The organism is Ruegeria sp. CH6, from assembly GCF_056537005.1.
Genome location: NZ_JBQFQS010000004.1, coordinates 152156 through 172913, shown reverse-complemented (window position 1 = coordinate 172913; position 20758 = coordinate 152156). Strand labels below are relative to the sequence as shown.

Annotated in this window: 16 protein-coding genes; 10 read left to right on the top strand and 6 right to left on the bottom strand. The window is 55.2% G+C overall.

Going from position 1 to position 20758, the window contains the following annotated elements; genetic code table 11:
- Positions 1 to 70 precede the first annotated feature (70 nt).
- The 4 genes from ACR0CW_RS11670 to ACR0CW_RS11655 all read left to right on the top strand — a co-directional run bounded on the left by ACR0CW_RS11670 (position 71) and on the right by ACR0CW_RS11655 (position 5957).
- A complete protein-coding gene (locus ACR0CW_RS11670; protein WP_480787912.1) occupies positions 71 to 1816 on the top strand; it encodes a thiamine pyrophosphate-dependent enzyme in 1746 nt (581 codons plus the stop codon).
- A gap of 24 nt (positions 1817 to 1840) precedes the next feature.
- Positions 1841 to 3421: an FMN-binding glutamate synthase family protein gene (locus ACR0CW_RS11665; RefSeq protein WP_480787911.1), complete on the top strand. Its 1581-nt coding sequence runs from the start codon at positions 1841 to 1843 to the stop codon at positions 3419 to 3421.
- A 75-nt stretch (positions 3422 to 3496) separates the two neighbouring features.
- A complete protein-coding gene (locus ACR0CW_RS11660) occupies positions 3497 to 4039 on the top strand; it encodes an RNA polymerase sigma factor (RefSeq protein WP_170333820.1) in 543 nt (180 codons plus the stop codon).
- Complete coding sequence (locus tag ACR0CW_RS11655; RefSeq protein ID WP_480787910.1) at positions 4032 to 5957, top strand: vWA domain-containing protein; 1926 nt, start codon at positions 4032 to 4034, stop codon at positions 5955 to 5957. Before ACR0CW_RS11660 ends, ACR0CW_RS11655 begins: the two co-directional genes overlap by 8 nt.
- A 44-nt stretch (positions 5958 to 6001) precedes the next feature.
- On the opposite strand, the gene ACR0CW_RS11650 is transcribed toward ACR0CW_RS11655, so the two are convergent.
- From ACR0CW_RS11650 to ACR0CW_RS11635, 4 genes are read right to left on the bottom strand one after another with little or no spacing between them, the layout of a single operon-like run.
- Positions 6002 to 6658 (bottom strand): ABC-type transport auxiliary lipoprotein family protein, encoded by a 657-nt coding sequence (locus tag ACR0CW_RS11650; RefSeq protein WP_170333414.1) that lies wholly within the window; start codon positions 6656 to 6658, stop codon positions 6002 to 6004.
- Entirely contained in the window at positions 6655 to 7971 is a 1317-nt protein-coding gene (locus ACR0CW_RS11645; RefSeq protein WP_155148374.1) for an MlaD family protein, read from the bottom strand. Before ACR0CW_RS11645 ends, ACR0CW_RS11650 begins: the two co-directional genes overlap by 4 nt.
- A gap of 15 nt (positions 7972 to 7986) precedes the next feature.
- Positions 7987 to 8793 (bottom strand): ABC transporter ATP-binding protein, encoded by an 807-nt coding sequence (locus ACR0CW_RS11640; protein WP_480787909.1) that lies wholly within the window; start codon positions 8791 to 8793, stop codon positions 7987 to 7989.
- A gap of 1 nt (position 8794) precedes the next feature.
- Positions 8795 to 9919, bottom strand: coding sequence for an ABC transporter permease (locus ACR0CW_RS11635; RefSeq protein ID WP_480788052.1), 1125 nt, complete (start codon positions 9917 to 9919; stop codon positions 8795 to 8797).
- A 241-nt stretch (positions 9920 to 10160) separates the two neighbouring features.
- Here ACR0CW_RS11635 and ACR0CW_RS11630 point away from each other — a divergent pair, with 241 nt between their 5' ends.
- The 4 genes from ACR0CW_RS11630 to ACR0CW_RS11615 all read left to right on the top strand — a co-directional run bounded on the left by ACR0CW_RS11630 (position 10161) and on the right by ACR0CW_RS11615 (position 14290).
- Positions 10161 to 10565, top strand: a complete 405-nt coding sequence (locus tag ACR0CW_RS11630; protein ID WP_155148368.1) for an SxtJ family membrane protein — start codon at positions 10161 to 10163, stop codon at positions 10563 to 10565.
- A 17-nt stretch (positions 10566 to 10582) separates the two neighbouring features.
- Positions 10583 to 10732: a DUF5989 family protein gene (locus tag ACR0CW_RS11625; RefSeq protein WP_155148366.1), complete on the top strand. Its 150-nt coding sequence runs from the start codon at positions 10583 to 10585 to the stop codon at positions 10730 to 10732.
- Positions 10733 to 10736: 4 nt separating this feature from the next.
- Positions 10737 to 12572, top strand: a complete 1836-nt coding sequence (locus tag ACR0CW_RS11620; RefSeq protein ID WP_480787908.1) for a carbamoyltransferase family protein — start codon at positions 10737 to 10739, stop codon at positions 12570 to 12572.
- Between the two features lie 182 nt (positions 12573 to 12754).
- Positions 12755 to 14290: an alkaline phosphatase family protein gene (locus tag ACR0CW_RS11615; RefSeq protein WP_480787907.1), complete on the top strand. Its 1536-nt coding sequence runs from the start codon at positions 12755 to 12757 to the stop codon at positions 14288 to 14290.
- 9 nt (positions 14291 to 14299) lie between these two features.
- Here the strand turns inward: ACR0CW_RS11615 and ACR0CW_RS11610 are convergent, their stop codons facing one another.
- Together ACR0CW_RS11610 and ACR0CW_RS11605 are read right to left on the bottom strand one after the other, a co-directional pair.
- Complete coding sequence (locus tag ACR0CW_RS11610; protein WP_480787906.1) at positions 14300 to 15553, bottom strand: ArsB/NhaD family transporter; 1254 nt, start codon at positions 15551 to 15553, stop codon at positions 14300 to 14302.
- Between the two features lie 28 nt (positions 15554 to 15581).
- Complete coding sequence (locus ACR0CW_RS11605) at positions 15582 to 16904, bottom strand: MFS transporter (protein ID WP_480787905.1); 1323 nt, start codon at positions 16902 to 16904, stop codon at positions 15582 to 15584.
- Positions 16905 to 17327: 423 nt separating this feature from the next.
- Between ACR0CW_RS11605 and aspT the strand changes: the two genes are divergently transcribed.
- Together aspT and ACR0CW_RS11595 are read left to right on the top strand one after the other, a co-directional pair.
- Positions 17328 to 19013: an aspartate-alanine antiporter gene (gene aspT / locus ACR0CW_RS11600; RefSeq protein ID WP_480787904.1), complete on the top strand. Its 1686-nt coding sequence runs from the start codon at positions 17328 to 17330 to the stop codon at positions 19011 to 19013.
- 18 nt (positions 19014 to 19031) lie between these two features.
- A complete protein-coding gene (locus ACR0CW_RS11595) occupies positions 19032 to 20648 on the top strand; it encodes a bifunctional aspartate transaminase/aspartate 4-decarboxylase (RefSeq protein ID WP_480787903.1) in 1617 nt (538 codons plus the stop codon).
- Positions 20649 to 20758: the final 110 nt, after the last annotated feature.

Here is a 20758-nt window from a genome sequence, read left to right as displayed (position 1 = left end):
ATTCTACCCCAAGATACTCCACGATTGGTATCGAAACGGCACCGCAGGGTCCGCTACCAGAGGGCAGGTCATGACATCCAATTCTGTTTGCAAAGTGTTGCTGGACATTCTGGCGGATGCAGGGGGGAGGCAGATCTTCGGCGTAACCGGGGATGCGCTCAATCCGCTGCTCGAGGTGATGCGCAGCGATGACCGGTTCGAGTGGATTGGCGTCCGGCATGAAGAGAACGCGGCCTATGCGGCCTATGCCCAATCTCATCTGACAGGGGGCATAGGGATTTGCGCCGGTACCGTGGGGCCGGGGGCGTTGCACCTGATCAACGGTCTTTATAACGCGCGGCGCGAGGGGGCCGGGGTCGTGGCCATTACCGGTCAGATCGCACATCGCGAACGCGGCACTGGTTACCATCAGGAGGTCAATCTCGAAAAGGTCTTCGAGGATGTCTGCGGTTTTCAGGCCGTGATCCATACTCCGGATCAGATGCCCCGTCTGGCACAGATTGCGGTTCAGCGCGCACTGATCAATCGCGAGGTGGTGCGGATCGAACTGCCGATTGATGTCTCAGAACAACAAGTGCCCAGCCTGCATCAGCTCCATCCGATCCTCAAACACCCTTCAACCCTGATCCCGCCTGCATGTGAAATTGATCGTGCCGCCGAACTCATCAACGCAGGCAAAAAGGTCGCCCTGTTTGCCGGTGTCGGATGTCGTGAAGCAAAAGACAAGGTTCTTGCGCTGTCCGAAAAGTTGAACGCACCGATTGCGCATTCTCTAAAAGGCAAAGACATCTTCGACTATGACGACCCGAATGTTGTCGGGATGACTGGCCTGATAGGCAATCCGGGCGGTTATCATGCCGTTCGTGACTGCGATGTGCTTGTCATGTTGGGGACGGATTTCCCCTATGAATGGTTCCTGCCGGAAAAGGCTAAGATCATTCAGATCGATCGGAATGTGGAGCATTTGGGTCGCCGTGCGCCAATAGCCTCGGGCTTGTTAGGGGATGTTGGGGCGACGCTGGATCTGTTATTGCCAAAGGTAGCTGCCAAGGCAGATCGCAAGTTTGCCGATCATCAGGTCAAGCTGTGCACCAAATGGCTGAAGCAGCAAGACAAGGATGCCAGTCTGGAACGGGATGCTGAACCGCTGCATCCGCAGCTGTTTGCGCGGGAGATTTCCAACCAGGCCTCTGATGATGCGGTGTTTGCCATGGATATTGGTGAATGCACCGTCTGGGTTGCGCGGCAGACACGGATGCAGGGCGAACGCCGGATGGTGGGATCATTCAACCACTCCTCCTTAGGCTCGGGCCTGCCTTCCGCACTGGGGGCCGCAGCACTTGATCCGGGCCGTGAAGTCTGGACCTTCTGCGGGGACGGTGGCTTTGGCATGTCGATGCAGGATTTTGTGACGGCTGTGCGCTATGACTGGCCGATCAAGGTGATCGTGTTCAACAACCAGACACTGGGTTTCGTGAAGATGGAGATGGAGGTGTCAGGCTACCCCCTGAACCCGGCCGCGACCGATCTCGTGAACCCGGACTTTGCAGAATACGCCAAGGTTTGTGGCGGTGACGGTGTTCGGGTCGAACACGCGGCCGATATCAAAGATGCGATCGCTCAGGCCAAGGCCAGCACCAAGCCCTTTATCATCGACGCCATGGTAACCCCCGGAGAGTTGGTGATGCCGCCGCATATCGACAGCAAGATGGCCTGGGGATTTGGCATGTCCAAACTGAAAGAGGGCATCCTGCTGGCCAAAGGCGACCACGCACAATGGGATAACTGGGTCAAGGAACTCAAGGCCACGCTATGATCAGCGTCACCTAGGGAGAACAAAATGATTGTACGCAGAATTTACTACGCGGTGACCTATGTGGTGCTGCCTCTGACATTGATATTGGGGCTTTACTGGCCGCCCGTTCATTGGTTGCTGATCATTTTGATCCCATACGCTGTGGTCGGGCTCTATGACATGCTGACCACCAAGCACAACGTGCTGAATAACTACCCTGTTCTGGGCCACTTTCGCTACATGCTGGAATTTGTGAGCCCCGAAATCCGGCAGTACTTTGTGGAAACCAACGAAAGCGGCCGCCCGTTCAACAGGATCGTGCGCGCGTTGGTCTATTCGCGGGCAAAAGGGCAGGTAGATACGCAGGCTTTTGGCACCCAGTACGACATCATGACCGTCGGCTATCACCGGGCGAACCATTCGCTTGCGCCCAAGGATGTGCCGGAATCCGAAGAACGCATCATGTTGGGCGGTCCACAGTGCGAAAAACCCTATAACGCCTCGCGCCTGAACGTCTCAGCCATGAGTTTCGGAGCACTCAGCGCAAATGCCATCAAGGCGCTGAATGGTGGGGCCAAAGACGGAGGTTTTGCTCATAACACCGGCGAAGGTGGACTTTCGCCGCATCACCTGGCTGAAGGTGGCGATATCATCTGGCAGATCGGCACTGGCTACTTTGGATGCCGCCGACCCGATGGGGGTTTTGACAAGGACAAGTTCGCGGATAAAGCCAAGAAAGACGTCGTAAAGGCCATTGAGATCAAGCTGTCGCAGGGGGCCAAACCATCTCATGGTGGGGTGTTGCCTGCAGCTAAGGTAGATGAGGAAATTGCCGAAATCCGGGGCGTACCTGCGCATCAGGATGTAATCTCGCCTCCAATCCATTCTGCGTTTGAGGGCCCGACAGGTTTGATGCACTTTGTTCAGCATCTGCGGGAAATGTCCGGTGGCAAGCCCGTCGGGTTCAAGCTTTGCATTGGTAACCAATCCGAGTTTATGGCGATCTGCAAGGCGATGCTGGAAACGGGTATCTTGCCCGATTTCATCACCGTTGATGGAGCTGAAGGCGGCACCGGGGCTGCACCTGTTGAATTCACCAACCGTTTGGGTGTGCCGCTGAACGAGGCTTTGATTTTCGTCAACAACTGCCTGCGAGGGGTAGGTCTGCGTGATAAAATCAGGGTGATCTGTTCTGGCAAGGTCGCAACCGGCTATGACATGATCGAGAAATTCGCATTGGGTGCCGACATGTGTAACGCGGCGCGCGCCATGATGTTTGCGGTGGGCTGTATTCAGGCCTTGCATTGCAACACCAACCGCTGCCCGTCTGGCGTGGCAACGCAAGACCCGATCCGGGGTCGCGCGGTGAATGTTCCCCAGAAACGCAAGCGGGTGCACCGTTTTCACGACTCAACGCTGGAAAGCTTTCGAGAAATTCTGGGAGCCATGGGTAAAGAAAAAGTATCCGATCTGCGTCCATCCGATATACGCCGTCGCACGGCGGATGAACGGGAACATTCATACGCTGAGCTATATAGCTTTATCGATGACGGGGCTTTGCTGGGGGATGCGGTTCCCGAACTCTACGCTGCGGACTGGCAGAAAGCCACGGCCAGCCATTTCTGAGTTAAGTCGAAGAAATAATTTCCGTCCGGTGCCAAGGATCGGGGGTTGGCCTGCGTCTTACTGTTCGAGATGCGAATGATGACTTCGGATGAAGACCTGGCCAAGGCTGCTGCTGGTGGTGACGCGGATGCGTTCGCCACCCTGCTTGCGCGTCACTATGATCGCATGTTTCGGTTGGCCTTTCGGTTAACGGGACGGGCAGAAGCAGCCGAGGATCTGACACAGGACATCTGTGCGGCCTTACCTGCCAAGATCGCAGGGTTCCGAGCGCAGGCCAAATTCACAACATGGCTCTACCGTGTCGTCGTCAACGCTGCTGAAGATGCGCGTCGGCGACAGGCCAGCCGGGATCGGGCCGCAACGGGGTGGGGCGATGTTGAACAGATGCGAAGGGCAGAAGCGGCAGAGGCGACCGAGGCGATGAACTGGCTGCAGCAGGCAATGAACTCCCTTCCGGACGAGTTGCGTGAAACGCTGGCGCTGACATTGGAGGATGACATGACACACGCACAGGCAGCAAATGTCCTGGACGTGTCAGAAGGTACGGTGTCCTGGCGTTTATCCGAGGTTCGCAAACGCCTGCGTGCCATGAAACAAGAGGAGCTTGCCAATGAGTGATGAGCTCGATGATCTGAAAACCCTGATGGATGCGGCAATGCCCGCGCCTGATGCCAAACGTCGGTCCGAAAATCTGGATATGGCGCAGAAAAGTTTTGCCCAAATCCAAGGATCGCGCGTCGGGACGCGTCCCACTGTCGAGCGAGGCTTTTTGGCTCGCGTGACAGAAGGAGCGAAATCCATGTTGAATGCCCTCTCACATCGTGGCGCATTGGCTGCGACGACTGCAGTTGCCGCGGTTGCCCTTGTCATGATTGTCCCGCAAACGCGGGATATCATGGTGAATCCAACATCCCGGTCTGAAAACAGAGCGGCTGCACCGCAGGTGTCGGCTTTGTCTTCCGAGACTGACCTTGCTGATGAACTGCCAGAAGTCGCGTTGGAAGAACCCGTTGTTGAAGCCCCGCTTGCAGTTGAAGAGGCGATAGCACCCTCCTCCAAACGGGTGCAGGGATTTGCGGCGCAAGGTGGGACCACTGCCGGTTTGCTGGGGGGCGTGGTCGAACCGAGCATAGCGCCAGAGCAAAATACCGAAGCTTTCTCCAACGGCGAAACCAATCCATTGAAAGTGACGGTCGAAGATCCGGTTTCCACGTTTTCTATCGATGTTGATACGGCATCTTACTCGATCGTCCGATCCTCGCTGATGAGAGGCCATCTGCCTCCGAAAGACGCGGTTCGGGTTGAGGAAATGGTGAACTATTTTCCTTATTCCTATCCGGCGCCCGAAGGGGATGTGCCATTCAGGCCGACGATCACCGTGACGCCGACGCCTTGGAATGAAGGAACACAGCTTGTCCACATCGGCATTCAGGGTGCGATGCCCGAGATTGATGATCGCCCGCCGCTGAATCTGGTCTTCCTGATCGACACCTCAGGCTCGATGCAGGACGCAAACAAGCTGCCCCTGCTCAAGCAATCGTTCCGCCTGTTGTTGTCCGAGTTGCGGCCCGAGGATCAGGTCTCGATCGTGACCTACGCCGGCAGCGCAGGTCAGGTGCTGGAACCGACATCGGCATCTGAACGCTCCAAGATCCTGTCAGCGCTGGAACAGCTTGAGGCCGGTGGCTCGACCGCTGGTCAGGCGGGCTTGCAGCAAGCGTATCAGGTGGCTGAAGGTATGGCATCGGATGGGGAAGTGACGCGAGTCATTCTTGCGACGGATGGTGATTTTAACGTCGGACTCTCAGACCCCGATGCGCTTGAAGATTTCATCGCTAAAAAACGTGACAGCGGTACATTCCTCAGCGTTCTGGGCTTTGGTCGGGGCAATCTGGATGATGCGACCATGCAGGCGCTGGCGCAGCATGGTAACGGTCAAGCCGCCTATATCGACACATTGGGAGAGGCGCAGAAGGTTCTGGTTGATCAGCTAACCGGTGCTTTGTTTCCAATTGCCAATGACGTGAAAATTCAAGTCGAGTTCAATCCGGCCCAGATCGCGGAATACCGTCTGATCGGATATGAAACCCGTGCCTTGCGGCGTGAGGATTTTTCGAATGACAAGGTTGATGCGGGTGATATCGGCGCCGGCCATTCTGTCACCGCAATTTACGAAGTGACGCCAGTTGGTTCGGATGCAATCCGCAATGGTCCCCTGCGTTATGCAACCGAAACGGCACCCGAGGGATCAGAGGAGCTTGGGTATCTCAAGCTGCGTTACAAATCACCCGGGGCAACGGATAGTCAGCTGATTGAACAGCCAATCCTATTGGGGCAGGGGGTATCGAACGATGATGTGCGCTTTTCCTACGCGATTGCCGGGTTTGGGCAATTGCTGCGGGGGGGAGAGTATCTTGGCGATTGGTCCTATGACGATGCGATCGCTCTGGCCAACGCCTCCAAAGGTACTGATCCGTTTGGCTACCGGGCTGAGGCCGTCACCCTGATGCGCTTGGCAGAGACGCTCTCGCAATAATTCTCATTGGCTGCCGCTCAGGCGGCAGCCGCGCTACATCTGTACTAGTTGATGGATGGTCTTGGATTGTTGGCCGCGTGCGTGTTGATCTTGCGTACACTCCACTCGACTGCATCCCGCATTGTCCGACCCAGTGCCAGATCAAACGCTCTGACCAGATCGGGTGTCTTTTCACTGGCGGATACAACTTTTTCTTCGAACGAGCTGGAGGCTATGATCTGGTCTTCAAATTCGTCGATGATTTTGATGTTCAGGCGAACTTCGATCTGGATCGTTCTTGAGTTCCCGTCTTGAGCAATGACGATCCCCTGGAACTCACGCAAATCTGGAACAACGAGATAGTCTGCGCGTAGCCCAACGGTGGATTTGCCGACTGCAGCTACTTTGTTGCTGTTCTCATAGCTTTCTACCAACAGGGATTGAACGATAAGTGGCGCACGGTCCACCCAGCGTGCACGCGGCAGATATTGCACCTGCAGCGGTGTCGGCTGGATTGCGATCTGATCGGTGTTGACCGCAGCCGTAGCCGTCGGTTCCTCCACCACAATCTGTTTTCGAATACGCGGAAGCGAAGATGAAAACGTGCTTTTGGGTGTCAGCAGATACAAGTCGTTGGGTTTCGATGCCTGCTTCAGGGTCCCCAAGCCAGCGCACCCGCTAAGCGAAGCTATCGCCAGAGTCAGTAGAAAGGGCCTAATCATTGGCGAAACTCCGATGCTTGAGTGCCCAGCAGGAAGCGTGCGGGATCACGTTCTATCTTGTCCACCAGACGATCGAGGCCAATCACCAACCGCTGCGATTCCTCGACGAAGCGGACGAATTGTGGCAACCCGACCCGCAGGAAATCGGAAACCTGCCGACGGTTTTCCTGAACGATCCCATCGATGGTTCCCAACAGTTCCGATGCGGATTTCGATGCGCTCAGGATGTCAGTGGATATTTTGTCGATCTTGTCGGTGACATTCGAAACTGTGGTCGCAACCTGATCCGCCGCCCGACGAATATCTGCAACGACAGCGGACACATCCTCATCCATGACGCGGTTGGCTGAATCAAAGGCACGCTCGGCGGATGTAAGGGTGGCCTTGGCAGTTTCCATGGCCGATGTGATCGACCCGAGCGTCTTGTTTGCGTTCAGGAATGTCTCTGTGACCGTAGCAAGGGTAACGCTCCCTTCTTCGGACAACACCGTCAGGTGTTCGGCAAGGTTTGATGCCCGCTCTATGAATGGGCGTACATCCTGCTGGATGACGCGATCCGCTGTGGCCAGCGTTTCTTTGGCGCCATCCAATGCCCCTTTAGCGGACTCTGCGGCTGTCTTGATGCTCTTGAGCGTATCGGTCCCGGTTGTCAGCGTGGTTTCTGCCGTATCGGCCAACTGATCAAGCCGCTTGGTGAAAGCTCCGATCTCTTTCGCGGCACCACCAAGGTCTCCGGACAGTGTTTCGAAATCAGAAAGCGTTTTGTCCAGCCGCCCCGATGCCGACGCCAGATTATCCAGAATGTCAGACACGGCCTTGCGGTTCTTATCGTCCACGATGGAATTCAGATCCTGCAGAAGGGTGATTGCCTCGTCCAACACCTTGGGTGCACCTTCGAACAGGGATTGAATGGCGCTGCGTTTGCTTTTGATGACACTGTCTTCGGGTAAACGTTTGGCGTTTGGTGCACCGCCAGAAAGCTCGACATAACTCACGCCCGTCACACCAAGAGATTGCAGTTGCGCGATTGTGTCTTCGGTAACCGGGATGTCGGCGTCGACCTCGATCCGCACCCTGACTTTGGACGCATCGTCATCGTCCAGTCTCAATGATATGACCTGACCGACCGGCAAGCCATTGTAGCTGACGCCACCCGCGGCCGACAGGCCCGAGACATTGTCGAACAGCACATCATAATAAGCGTATTGGCGGTTCACTTCGAATTTGGCCAACCACAGGAAAAAGCCAAATGCGCAGAGAATACCCGCAAGGGTGAACGCGCCGATAAGGATGTAGTTCGCTCGGGTTTCCATCGCCTCTACCTGTCCCTACCCCTTCTTTTGCGCCGCACGAGCGCGGGGGCCGGTGAAATATTCTTGTACCCAAGGATGATCTACCTTGGTCATTTCTTCAATCGGACCTTCAACCAGGACGCGTTTTTCTGCAAGTACTGCGACTCTGTCGCAAATGGCATACAGGCTGTCCAGGTCATGCGTGACCATGAAAACGGTCAGTCCAAGCGCGTGTTGAAGCTCTCCAATCAGCTCATCATAGGCAGCTGCACCGATCGGATCCAAACCAGCGGTAGGTTCGTCCAGAAACACGATTTCCGGGTCTAGAGCCAAGGCGCGGGCCAATGCTGCGCGCTTTCGCATACCCCCGGACAGTTCCGAGGGAAACTTACCGCAGCTCAACTGAGGCAGGCCGACAAGACTGATCTTGAGGCCGCCCAATGACTGCATCAGGCTTTCGCTGAGCTTGGTGTGCTCGCGCAGCGGTGCCATCACGTTCTGCAAAACAGTCAGGGATGAGAACAGTGCGCCATCCTGAAAGGCGACGCCCCAGTGTTTTTCGATCCGCCGACGGTCTTCCTCGGGGCCGTTCAGCACATCGACGCCAAGAACTTCGATGCTGCCGGATGCGGGTTTGTTCAACCCCACGATCGTGCGCAGCAGAACCGACTTACCCGTGCCCGAGCCACCAACGATACCCAGAACCTCGCCCCGCCAAACGTCGAGGTTCAGGTTGTCATGCACGACCTGCGGACCAAATCGGTTGGTCAGATTCCGAACGCGGATAACGGCCTCGCGCTGAGCGTCCGCATGTACAGGTTTTTGCTGGGTCGCTCCGTCCATGTCAGACCCCAACTTCTGAGAAGAAGATTGAGAACAGGGCGTCGATGGCGATTACCATAAAGATGGACTGGACAACGGATGCCGTTGTCCTTTGGCCAACGCTTTCGGCCGATCCTTTGACCTGCATGGCCTGCCAGCAGGCAATGACGCCAATGACCAGTGCAAAGAACGGAGCCTTGATCATACCGACGGCCAATTGCCAGACGCCCGTGTTTTCCTTGAGCCGGGTGATAAACATACCGGGGCTCACGCCCAGATCGATCCAACTCATCAATGCGCCACCGATCAGACCGGCCATATCAGCCACAAACCCAAGTATTGGCAGCATGATAAGCAGCGCCAGAACGCGCGGGATAACCAGAACCTCGATCGGGTCCAACCCAAGCGTTCGCATTGCGTCTATTTCTTCCTGCACCTTCATCGAGCCGATCGACGCGGTGAAGGCTGAACCGGATCTGCCCGCGACAATGATTGCGGTCAACAGAATGCCAAGCTCACGAAGCACCGAGATTGAGATCAGCTCGACCACGAAAATCTCGGCACCGAACTGTTTTAATTGTGTAGCGCCCTGAAACGCCAGAACCACCCCGATCAGAAAACCCATCAGACTGACGATGGGCAGTGCTTTAAATCCGACTTCCTCCATTTGGGAAACCAGCGCGGCGCGGCGCAGGCGCCAGGGCATGATAGCAGTGCGAAACAGCCGGTGTAGTGTAAGCCCCAGAAATCCAAGGATCGAGAGGGTGTCGCGCCAGGCCCCGACGGTTTTCTCCCCTATATGTTCGACCCAATTAACAAAGCCTCGTGGGGGTTCAGCGGTGCCGACCTCTTTGGGAATGTTTTGCGATACGGTGTCGATCAGCGCAGAATAGGCCGGATCCAGACCATGAAACGCCAGCTTGGCACCTGCCTCAGTATATCGGCGTGACATGTTGGCGATCAGCCAAGCTCCGCCGGTATCCAGCGCCTCGACTTCTGACATATCTACTGTCACGTCACCGCCGCTTGGCTGAATGTTCTCAAAGTCGGATTCCACAGCACTCAGGGATTGCGTCAGCATTTCGCCTGAAATCCTTATGCGTGTGCTGTCTCCATCACGCTCTGATGCAATCGTGGGCAATGTCATGGGCGTATCAGAGGTGAAACGATGGCCCGCTGCAATGGCTTTATGCATTTGTGCCGGGATTTCAGTTGGATGAATTGCTCAGGTGTTACAGTCCGACTTGAGCCAGTGGCAAATGTGATGCGCAAACCGGTCCGTCAGGTGTCGGACAGAGGGCATGAACTGACCTCAAAGCATTTGCGTCGACTATTTTTAATGCTATCTTATTGTCAGTTTTCTTGTTGAGTTAGTTTGGTTGTGTTCAATGGCAGATCATCACGCAAATGTTGATGTCGAAATCGGGTCAGAGCGAGGCTTTGGCTACGTCTTTACAGCAGTTTTTCTGATCATAGCTTTTTGGCCGGTTTGGGGAGGTGGCGATGTTCGCTGGATTCCTCTGGCCATCGCGGCAGTAATTCTTGCGATTACCTTCTTTGCGCCACATGTACTTCGGGTGCCGAACAGGCTGTGGTTCAAGTTCGGCATGTTGCTTGGGGCGATTGTCGCCCCAATCGTAATGTTTTTGGTTTTCATTACGACTTTTGTCCCATTCGGCATTGCGGTGCGGATTTTGGGAAAAGATCTTTTGTCTGTAAAAACAGATAGTTCCAAGAAGAGTTACTGGGTTGAACGCGACGATCAGCCCGGCAGTATGAAACAACAGTTTTAAGATAGGGGGTACCAGACATGACCTTTGTTTCGGAAATCTGGTCGTTTATGAAAGTCAGGAAAAAATTCTGGCTGTTACCAATTCTCATTGTTCTGGGCGTCTTTGGTGGCTTGATCGTTATCAGCCAGGGTTCGGCCGTAGCACCATTCATTTACACACTGTTCTGATACCATGACGTATATTTTAGGAATATCTGCGCTGTACCATGACAGCGCAGCAGCCCTCCTGCGTGACGGCGAAATTGTCGCCGCCGCTCAGGAAGAGCGGTTTTCTCGACGGAAACACGACCCTGGATTTCCGGAACTTGCGATTGAGTATGTTCTGCAAGAATCAGGCATTTCACTCGCTGAAGTTGATAATGTTGTCTTCTACGATAAACCGTTTCTGAAATTCGAACGATTGATCGAAACTTATATCGCGGTGGCGCCAAAAGGGTTCAATTCTTTCCGGATGGCCATGCCTGTCTGGTTGCGAGAGAAGCTGTTTCTCAAGGACCTGCTGGCCAAGCAGTTGCGAAAGATGGATCCGGATTTCACGGTCGATAAACTGCTGTTCGCTGAACACCATGTTAGCCACGCGGCAAGCGCCTTTTATCCGTCGCCATTCGAAGAGGCGATCGTGCTGACTGTTGATGGTGTGGGCGAATGGGCCACGACCACGGTAGGTGTTGGACGTGGCAATGAATTAACCATGTTGAAAGAGCTGCATTTCCCGCATTCGCTGGGGCTGCTTTATTCGGCGTTCACCTATTACACGGGGTTCAAGGTCAATTCAGGCGAGTACAAGGTCATGGGCCTCGCCCCTTATGGTGACCCGAAATACAAGGATTTGATCCTTGAGCATCTGGTCGACCTGAAAGAGGATGGGTCGTTCCGCCTGAACCAGAAGTACTTCAACTATACCAGCGGTCTGACCATGACCAGCAAGGCGTTGGAGGATCTGTTCGGCCATCCCGTGCGAAAGCCTGAAACCGATCAGCTAACGCAATTCCACATGGATATCGCGGCCTCGGTACAGGCGGTGACCGAAGAGATCATGCTGCGCATCACACGCGATCTGGCGCGTGAACACGGCATTCGCAATCTGTGTATGGCGGGCGGTGTCGCTCTGAACTGTGTTGCCAACGGTAAGATCCTGCGCGACGGCGCGTTTGATAACCTTTGGGTTCAGCCAGCAGCCGGCGATGCCGGTGGTGCATTGGGTGCCGCTTATGCAGCCTGGCATCAGGAGCTGAAAAAGCCCCGCAAGGTTGAGCAAGGCGATCAGATGCGCGGCGCCTATCTGGGGCCAAAGTATGAAGATGGCGACATCGCGCGCGAGTTGACCGAAGTCGGGGCGAAATTCACGACTTATGAGAACGGCGAGATGATCGGTGAAACAGCTCAGGCGCTGGCAGATGGCAAGGCAGTCGGTTGGTTCCAGGGTCGGATGGAATTTGGTCCGCGCGCCCTTGGAGCTCGGTCAATTCTGGGTGACCCGCGATCTGAATCCATGCAGAAAACGCTGAACCTCAAGGTCAAGTACCGCGAGAGCTTTCGCCCGTTTGCCCCGTCGGTCTTGCGCGAGGATGTCGCTGAATGGTTCGAGCTGGACGGCGACAGCCCTTACATGCTGATCGTCGCTGATGTTCAGGATCGTATTCGCCGCCAGATGACGGATGAGGAGAACGCGCTGTTCGGGATCGAAAAGCTGAATGTCAAACGGTCCGAGATTCCAGCAGTGACCCATGTGGACTATTCAGCCCGCATTCAGACAGTGCACGAACAGACCAACCCGCAGTATCACGCGCTGATTTCACGGTTCAAAGAGCTGACGGGTTGTGCTCTGGTTGTGAACACCTCGTTCAATGTGCGTGGCGAACCGATCGTATGCACGCCGACCGATGCGTTCCGTTGTTTCATGGGCACGGATATCGAGGTTCTTGCAATCGGGAACTGCCTGTTGCGCAAAGAAGATCAGGATCCGTCCCTGAAAGAGAACTACGAGACCAAATACGAGCTCGACTAAGGTCAAATTCCCACCGTTTAGCCACATGAATGGTGGGAATACCCTCTCTTGCGGTCATATGCCGACAAATATCGGTCATATGCCGACAAATATCGGTCATTGATCCAAAATATCTTGCGCGCCTTTTGTATCCGCGACACAGTCCGCCTCAGAATCGCGGGCCTTGAATCGAGGATGTCATCATGCGGCAAGCCGGAAATGTCCTGTTCATCATCATCGACCAGCTTCGGGCAGATTGTCTGACGGGGGCGCTGGCGGATCATGTCGATCTGCCAAACATGCGAGCCTTCATGGGTGAGGCGGTTACTTTCAACCGGCATTTTTCGGTCACCAACCCTTGCGGCCCCTCACGCGCATCCCTGTTGACGGGGCAATACGCGATGAACCACCGGTCTGTTCGCAACGGTACGCCGCTGCGCCACGACATACCCAACATCGCCACTGAAATGCGCAAAGCGGGATATCTACCGATGTTGTTCGGCTATACCGACACATCCGCAGATCCGCGTGCCTTTGATGCGAATGACCCGGTACTGAAGACATACGAAAATCCGATGAACGGGTTCCACGAAGTGGTCGAGATGCGAATGGAAGAATCCTATCCATGGCAGTCGCATCTGATGCAAAAAGGGTATGAGTTTGAGAACTACTGGGATGTCTACAAGCCGGTTTCACCGAACGGGGGTGAGCCTAAGCTGAACGACCCGGCCCTCTACCGCGCCGAGGATAGTGATTCCGCCTTTTTGACGGATGCATTTTTGAACGGGATTGCGGCCTATCACAAACAGAACTGGTTCGCCCATCTGACCTATATTCGCCCACACCCGCCGTTGGTTGCGCCAGCGCCTTACAATGACATGTATGATCCTGCCTCCATTCCGATGCCAGCGGGTCTGGCCTCGCCCGAGGATGAGGTCAGGGTCCATCCGTTCTTTGGGCCAACACTGGATACCTATACTGCGCGAGAATTTGTGCACGGCTTTGATGAGGTTGAGCCAACGGACGAAAATATACAGACGCTGCGGGCAATTTATCTGGGGCTGGCGACTGAGGTGGATCATCACATCGGCCGTGTTGTCCAATATCTCAAGGATAGCGGGCAGTACGATGATACGCTGCTGGTGATTACCGCAGACCATGGTGAGATGCTGGGTGATCGCCACTCATGGGGTAAGATGTCGGTTTATGACGCGGCCTATCATACGCCGCTGATAATCCGGATGCCTGGGAACCAAAGTCAGGCGGGCGCGGTGATCGATGCTCCGACAGAATCCATCGACATCACGCCGACAATTCTGGATTGGGTTGGGCAGGATATTCCGAATTCGATGGATGGCCGGTCTCTGTTGCCGCTGGTCCGGGGCGAGACGCCGGAAGACTGGCGCAATTATTCCTTCAGCGAACTGGATTTTTCCGAGCCTGAAGCCGCAACCAAATGGCAGAAGATACTGGGTACGGGAAACAGTGACTCGTGCCTTGGGATCCTGCGCGACGACCGGTTCACCCTGGTAGAATTTGCAGCTGACTTGCCGCCGATGCTGTTTGACCATCAGGGGCAGGGAGAGCTGGAAAACGTTGCCGATAAGCCAGAGTTTACTGCGGATCTTGCGCGGCTTGGTCGCCAGATGTTGCGCCACAGGATGCGCAATATGGATCACACTCTTTCGCTATACTCGCTGACCTCTGAAGGCGCGAAATCACAGCGCAGGTATGGCTAGCTGATATTGTCAGAAGGTTTTGCCTGAAAGATGTGCCTCTAACAGCAGAATCCATCCGATTGTCACGCCTGTCGACACGATACCGATGGGCAGGACATCCTTCATGAACTGGGTGAATGTCACCTCGGTGGCACCCATTCGATCTGCCATCTGAAGAACGATGACATTGCTGGCTGCGCTGATGATGAACACGTTGCCTGCCAATGTTGATACACCGGCCAACATCATCAGGTTGGGCACTTCAAAGGATGGCAACAACTTCAGATACATGTCCACCAAGGGTACATTCGAAAAGACCTGACTGCCGAAAAAGCTGATGCCGGCCGTCACCAACGGCTCGTTCATATGTTCGCGCTCTTCACCCAGAATGGATTGCAGTGACCCGGAATCGAGCAGCGCGCCGGTTACAACGAACATTGAGACAAAGAACACAAGCGTCGGCCAGTCCAGACGTACAAAAGTCCTCACCCGTGCGCCATCAAACAAATATACGGGCAGGCAGGCGATCGCGGCGGCAACACCCAGAGGATAACCGAAATCCGATCCTGTCGCTGCCAGAATGCTCTCGACAGTGACCAGAACAACCAGAACAGCAATGGCCAGAAGGACAGGCCATTGCGTGCCTTCGGTGGTGTCTGTCATGTCGGTAGACCCGCCCTCTGGTGTGGTCACCACCATTCGCTTGGAAAGCCACAGCGCGCTGCCGCCAAGACAGATAAGGGTTGGAACGATCAGCCAGTGAACAAACGTCACCATGGGTGCTGGTACTTCGCCACTGGCGGCGATCAGCAGGTTTTGCGGATTGCCAATCGGCGTTGTCATGCTGCCGATAGTAACCGCTACGCAAAGGGCGATCAGAAAGGTGCGCTGATCTGCGCCGGTCTGATGTGCCAGCATCAGTGCGATCGGAGTTCCGATAATTGCGGCGGCATCGTTCGTCAGTATGGCTGCGACAAGTGCAAACAACATCATGAACGCGACCAGAGAAACACCGGGGGTGCGCCAGCCCACCATCCAACCCGCGATACGGTGCGAGATGCCGTTTTCATACAACGCGCGACCTATGGAAAAGACCGAAAAGAGATACAGCATGACGTTCCAGTCAATTGCGTCGAGCGCGGTTTTGGGTGTTATGGTTCCCGTTGCTATCAGAACAAACGCGCCTGCCGTCATCACGTGCCAGATTTTCAGAAATGAGGGCAGCCATTCGCGAATCGCGATAAGCGTGAAGACGGCAATCGAAACCGCAAGGCTGAATGACACGAGGTTCTCTCCGGCTTGTTGTTGAAGGTTACGGGGTCTCCGGGCTTTCGCCGCTGTTCTCATCGTGACGCGCGTGTTGCGCGGTCTCGGGCATTAGGGTTGCAAAGATCAGGGCGCCCAGCAGTGAAACGCCTGCCAGGAAATAAAAGGCGGTATCGTAACCGCTTAGCTGTACAATTTCTTCGGCGATCAGGTTGCTTGCTGATGCACCGACACCGACCAACGCCGCCAGCGCACCCTGCGCCACGTTAAAGCGACCAGTTCCTTTGGTTACATCCGACACGATCAGCAGAAACAGCACAGCAAAAATACCATTTGCTACCCCGTCCAGAGATTGGATTGCCACCAGCGCCACCGAGTTATCTGTCAACGTATAGAGAACAGCGCGAACTGGCAGGATCGAGAACGCGAGCAGGAACAGGGGTTTGCGCCCCCAGCTATCGGCAGTGCGACCGCACAGAACCGCCATCCCAATCATGATGAACTGGGCAGAGATAATACAGGCCGACGTAAAGGCGATCCCTGATTTGGTGTCGCCGCCGCTGGCCACCTTTTGACTGACCAGGGGCAGCATGCTGGCATTTGCGCAATGAAACAGAACAATGGATGCGCCGAAAATGATCAGTCGTTTGTCGCTGAGGATTGTGGCAAATCCGCTGGGCTTTTCCTGACCGGTACTGTCCTCAGCTACGCCACCGCGCGCTGCTTCGTGATCGATCTGCGATGGCTTGATCAAAAGTGTGCAGCCGATCATGCCCACGCACATTACCGAGATCAGTACAAACACCCCGTCAACAAAACCTGCCAATGCGAGACCGGCGGCAATTCCCGCTGCGGCGACATTGCCGGCGTGGTTCCATGCCTGATTGGCACTGGTTTGCCGCGTAAAGGCTTCTCGACCAACCACGCCCAGTGTAATCGCGGCAATCAACGGCCCGAGGAAGGCCAACGCCACGCCCATCGTGGTCTGGGCACCGTAGATGGCATATTTCTGGTCAGAGATGACAAGAGTAAGCGCGGCCGCTCCGACCGCCGTAACACATGCGATAATCAAGCCGCGTTTCGCATCGGTCCAGTCGATCAGCGCCCCGGCCGGGGTCTGTGCCAGAACGGTTACGATGGATCCAAGTGCAAGTGCAAAGCCGATGCTTTGCGGCGACCAGTGCAACTGCGCCAGCAGATAAATTGCCAGATACGGCCCAAACCCTGCGGTGACGTCGCCTGCAAAGAAGTTTATACCCAGCAGGGGCCGGTTTAGTACCTTGGTTCCTTGCTTTGGCGTGTCGCCGTCTATCAAAAACTCTCGCGCAAAACGAACGCCTCCTGCCCGGTGCGTCAGCCAACCTCGCACGATACTCTTCGCGTGTCAGCGTGTGTCCATACTGTGGCTTACTTTCGGATACCAAACAACCCAGACGGGATTTGGTTGCCTTGCGCTTATCGAGATGGGGCTAAATACACCCGTCTGTTAATCCTGCTGTGATCTTGATCGCCAGACATAGCAAAGTGGGTTAGGACTTTGCTTTTGCTCGATACTGTTCGCTAACACAAACTACGCCTCCGGGTTCCGGCAGCATGATGCCATAAACTTTCTGATATTCGGATAATTCTAGACAAACCCGATACTTAGGGTATCGTGACCTCAAAGATTTCCTGTTCTGATTGAATTGGGCCGGACGGGCGGCTCGGAATTCCAGAGAACGGTACGGTGTTTCTGGTGTTCTGCCTGCCCACAAGTTCGGCGCGTTCCGAGCCTGAATGTGGGAGGTGGGCAATGATTGATTGGTTTGTGAATATTCTGCGAACCTATCCTGAACTGGCGGTGTTTCTGGCTATCGGTATTGGGTTTCTGGTGGGGCCATGGAAGTTCATGGGATTCAGCCTAGGGTCGGTCACCGGTACGCTGCTGGCGGCGGTTGTGATAGGTCAGGCACATATAGATATCGATTCAGCCGTCAAATCGACCTTCTTTATCATGTTCATCTTTGCCGTCGGTTATGGCGTTGGTCCGCAATTCATGCGCGGCCTCAAGGTTGATGGCGCGCGCGAGGTCTTCTTTGCGCTCAGTGTTCTGGCCTTGTGTCTGATCGTCCCGCTTATATCCGCCAAGATTGCCGGGTTGGAACTCGGCTATGCTGCGGGTTTCTATGCCGGATCTCAGACTATCTCTGCTGCCATTGGTGTGGCGACTGATCAGATCAATCAGCTGGGGCTACCTGCGGATGAAGCGCAGAAATATGCGAACCAAATTCCTGTCGCGTATGCGGTGACCTATATATACGGAACAATCGGTTCCGCGATTATCCTCGCCAAAATCGGGCCGCGGCTGATCGGGGTCGATCTGGTGGCTGCCTGCAAAGAATACGAGGCCAAGCTTGGCGGTGCATCAGCAGTCGAGACTGGCGACGGGATAGTCTCAGCTTATCGCGCGATCGAAGCGCGCGCCTTTGAAATTCCGGACGGCAGCGATCTGCTTGGAAAGCCGGTCAAGGACCTGCTGCCGGGTGTTCGGATATACGCCGAACGTCTGCGCCGGGATGGCAAGATTATCGAGGTTGACGCCGACACGGTATTGCAGGCCGGTGATGTCGTGATGTTTTCGGGCCGTCGCGGTGATCTGGTTGGATTGCTGGAAACGAGCCTGAAAGAGGCGGATACACCCGAATTGCTGAGCATTCCGTCGGAAAAACTGGATGTCCTAATCACAAACAAGGACCTGCACGGTAAAACGCTAGAAGAGTTGGGCAAGCTGCCGGTCGCGCGCGGGGTCTATGTCTCAAAACTGTCGCGCAACATGCTGGAATTGCCTCTCTTGCCCGGCACCGAGGTGCACCGCGGCGATATCCTGACGATCCTTGGCAGCAAGCGACATGTCGAAGCGGCGATTGCCGAGATCGGCTATGCCGACCGTCCTGTCGACACAACTGATCTGGCCTTTGTCGGATGGGGTATTTTCATCGGTGGGCTGATTGGCACGCTGGCGATCATGATGGGCGGTTTCCCCATCAGCCTGTCGACAACCGGTGGCGCGCTTTTGGCGGGTCTGGTGCTGGGCTGGCTGCGCACGGTGCATCCGACCTTTGGCCGTATTCCTGCGCCTTCCCTGTGGTTGATGAACACCCTCGGGCTGAACGTCTTCATTGCTGTTGTCGGTATATCGGCAGGGCCGGGGTTCGTGGCCGGTTTGCAGCAGGCGGGTATCGCACTGTTACTTTGGGGGATCGTGGCGACATCGCTGCCAATGATCTTTTCGGTTTATGTCGGGCATTACGTGTTCAAGTTTCACCCGGCCATTCTGTTTGGTGCCTGTGCAGGTGCAAGGACGACAACAGCCGCGCTGGGTATGATTCAGGAGGCCGCGCAGAGCCGCATTCCTGCCCTTGGTTACGGTATGCCCTATGCCATCGGCAACACGCTGCTGACCATCTTCGGTATGGTCGTTGTTTTGATATTGAGCTGATTTGGAGAGGTTTGACCAATGGACAGATTAAAGCTGCACGACTACGAGGCGCTTAGCCCGTTTCAGATCAAGGATGAACTGATCCAGCTGGCTTCGGCCGAAGCGAGAAAGTCCAACAGCGCTTTCCTGAACGCAGGTCGCGGGAACCCGAACTGGGTGGCGACCCGCCCGCGCGAGGCCTTTTTTGCGCTGGGGCAATTCGCGGTTACTGAATCCAAGCGTGTCATGAACCATCCTGCCGGAATTGGCGGTATGCCAGCAATGGCCGGTTGTCATGATCGGCTGCAGGAATGGGCCAGCGCCAATGCAGATATGCCGGGCACTGACACATTACTTGAGGTGGTCGCCCATGCGATTTCGGCCTTTGACTTTGACCCCGATGAGTTCGTGCACGAGCTGACGGATTCGATCATCGGCGACAACTATCCCGTGCCGGACCGTATTCTGCAGCACAACGCCGTCATCGCACATGAATACCTGATGTGGGCCATGTGTTCGGGACGCCGACCAGACATGCAGTTCGATCTGTTTGCGGTCGAAGGCGGCACAGCCGCAATGTGCTATATCTTCAAGACGCTTAAAGCCAACCGGTTGTTGAACCCCGGAGATACCATTGCGCTTTGCACGCCGATCTTCACGCCCTATCTCGAAATGCCAGAGCTGGAGGATTACAGCCTCGAGTCCGTACATGTCGAAACGGATGAGGAAGATGGTTTTCAGCTGACTGATGCGGCGGTTGAAAAGCTTAAGGATCCCAAGGTCAAAGCGTTCTTTCTGGTCAATCCCGGCAATCCGTCCTCGGTCGCTTTGAATAAACCTTCGCTGAAAAAGCTTGCCGATCTTGTCGAAAATCACCGGCCTGATCTGATCGTGCTGACAGATGATGTTTATGGCACCTTCGTGCATGATTTCACATCCGTCATGGGGTATGTGCCCCGCAATACCATCGGAGTGTATTCCTATTCCAAGTACTTTGGCTGCACCGGTTGGCGGCTTGGGGTCATCGCCGTCGCACAAGATAACATCTTTGACCTCAAACTGGCTGATCACCCCGAGGACATCAAACAGAAGCTGGATAAGCGTTATGGCACGCTTAGTCTGACACCGCGCGACATCAGGTTCATCGACAGGTTGGTTGCCGACAGCCGGGATGTCGCCTTGAACCATACGGCAGGTTTGTCGCTGCCACAGCAGATGATGATGACGCTGTTCTCGCTGTGCGAGTTGGTGGACACCAAGAAAGCCTATCAGACTGCCTGCATGGAATTGGTACATCGCCGGTTCAAAATGCTGACCGAGGCGATGGGGATCGAAGTGGATGCAGGCGAAAACTACGACGCCTATTACGGCATTATCGATTTCGAGTTCTGGTTGCGAAAATATGTTGGTGAGGATGTCGTCGACTGGATCAAGCAGAACGTTCATCCGCTGGATATCGCGTTCAAGCTGGCCGAAGACTATGGCATCGTTCTGTTGAACGGTAGCGGCTTTGATGCGCCTGGCTGGTCTGCGCGGGTGTCTTTCGCCAATCTTCCGGACGAGGCCTATTCCCAGATCGGGCGCGCCGTCCGATCGGTCGCACGGGGATATGTAGAAGCTTATCGCGCTTCGCAGGGTAAACCTCTGCACGGCTGACTGGCCCTCGATAAGTCACAGGCAGAACCCTGCCTGTGACATCGAAGTTATTGCGTTTTTCGACTTTATTGATAAACCCGAGTGAATCTGAATCATCGGGAAAAATTATC

Excerpts from the sequence above, each read along its gene's own strand:
- ACR0CW_RS11670 (WP_480787912.1), top strand. The coding sequence starts at position 71 with ATGACATCCAATTCTGTTTGCAAAGTGTTGCTGGACATTCTGGCGGAT.
- ACR0CW_RS11665 (WP_480787911.1), top strand. The coding sequence starts at position 1,841 with ATGATTGTACGCAGAATTTACTACGCGGTGACCTATGTGGTGCTGCCT.
- ACR0CW_RS11660 (WP_170333820.1), top strand. The coding sequence starts at position 3,497 with ATGATGACTTCGGATGAAGACCTGGCCAAGGCTGCTGCTGGTGGTGAC.
- ACR0CW_RS11655 (WP_480787910.1), top strand. The coding sequence starts at position 4,032 with ATGAGTGATGAGCTCGATGATCTGAAAACCCTGATGGATGCGGCAATG.
- ACR0CW_RS11650 (WP_170333414.1), bottom strand. The coding sequence starts at position 6,658 with ATGATTAGGCCCTTTCTACTGACTCTGGCGATAGCTTCGCTTAGCGGG.
- ACR0CW_RS11645 (WP_155148374.1), bottom strand. The coding sequence starts at position 7,971 with ATGGAAACCCGAGCGAACTACATCCTTATCGGCGCGTTCACCCTTGCG.
- ACR0CW_RS11640 (WP_480787909.1), bottom strand. The coding sequence starts at position 8,793 with ATGGACGGAGCGACCCAGCAAAAACCTGTACATGCGGACGCTCAGCGC.
- ACR0CW_RS11635 (WP_480788052.1), bottom strand. The coding sequence starts at position 9,919 with ATGACATTGCCCACGATTGCATCAGAGCGTGATGGAGACAGCACACGC.
- ACR0CW_RS11630 (WP_155148368.1), top strand. The coding sequence starts at position 10,161 with ATGGCAGATCATCACGCAAATGTTGATGTCGAAATCGGGTCAGAGCGA.
- ACR0CW_RS11625 (WP_155148366.1), top strand. The coding sequence starts at position 10,583 with ATGACCTTTGTTTCGGAAATCTGGTCGTTTATGAAAGTCAGGAAAAAA.
- ACR0CW_RS11620 (WP_480787908.1), top strand. The coding sequence starts at position 10,737 with ATGACGTATATTTTAGGAATATCTGCGCTGTACCATGACAGCGCAGCA.
- ACR0CW_RS11615 (WP_480787907.1), top strand. The coding sequence starts at position 12,755 with ATGCGGCAAGCCGGAAATGTCCTGTTCATCATCATCGACCAGCTTCGG.
- aspT (WP_480787904.1), top strand. The coding sequence starts at position 17,328 with ATGATTGATTGGTTTGTGAATATTCTGCGAACCTATCCTGAACTGGCG.
- ACR0CW_RS11595 (WP_480787903.1), top strand. The coding sequence starts at position 19,032 with ATGGACAGATTAAAGCTGCACGACTACGAGGCGCTTAGCCCGTTTCAG.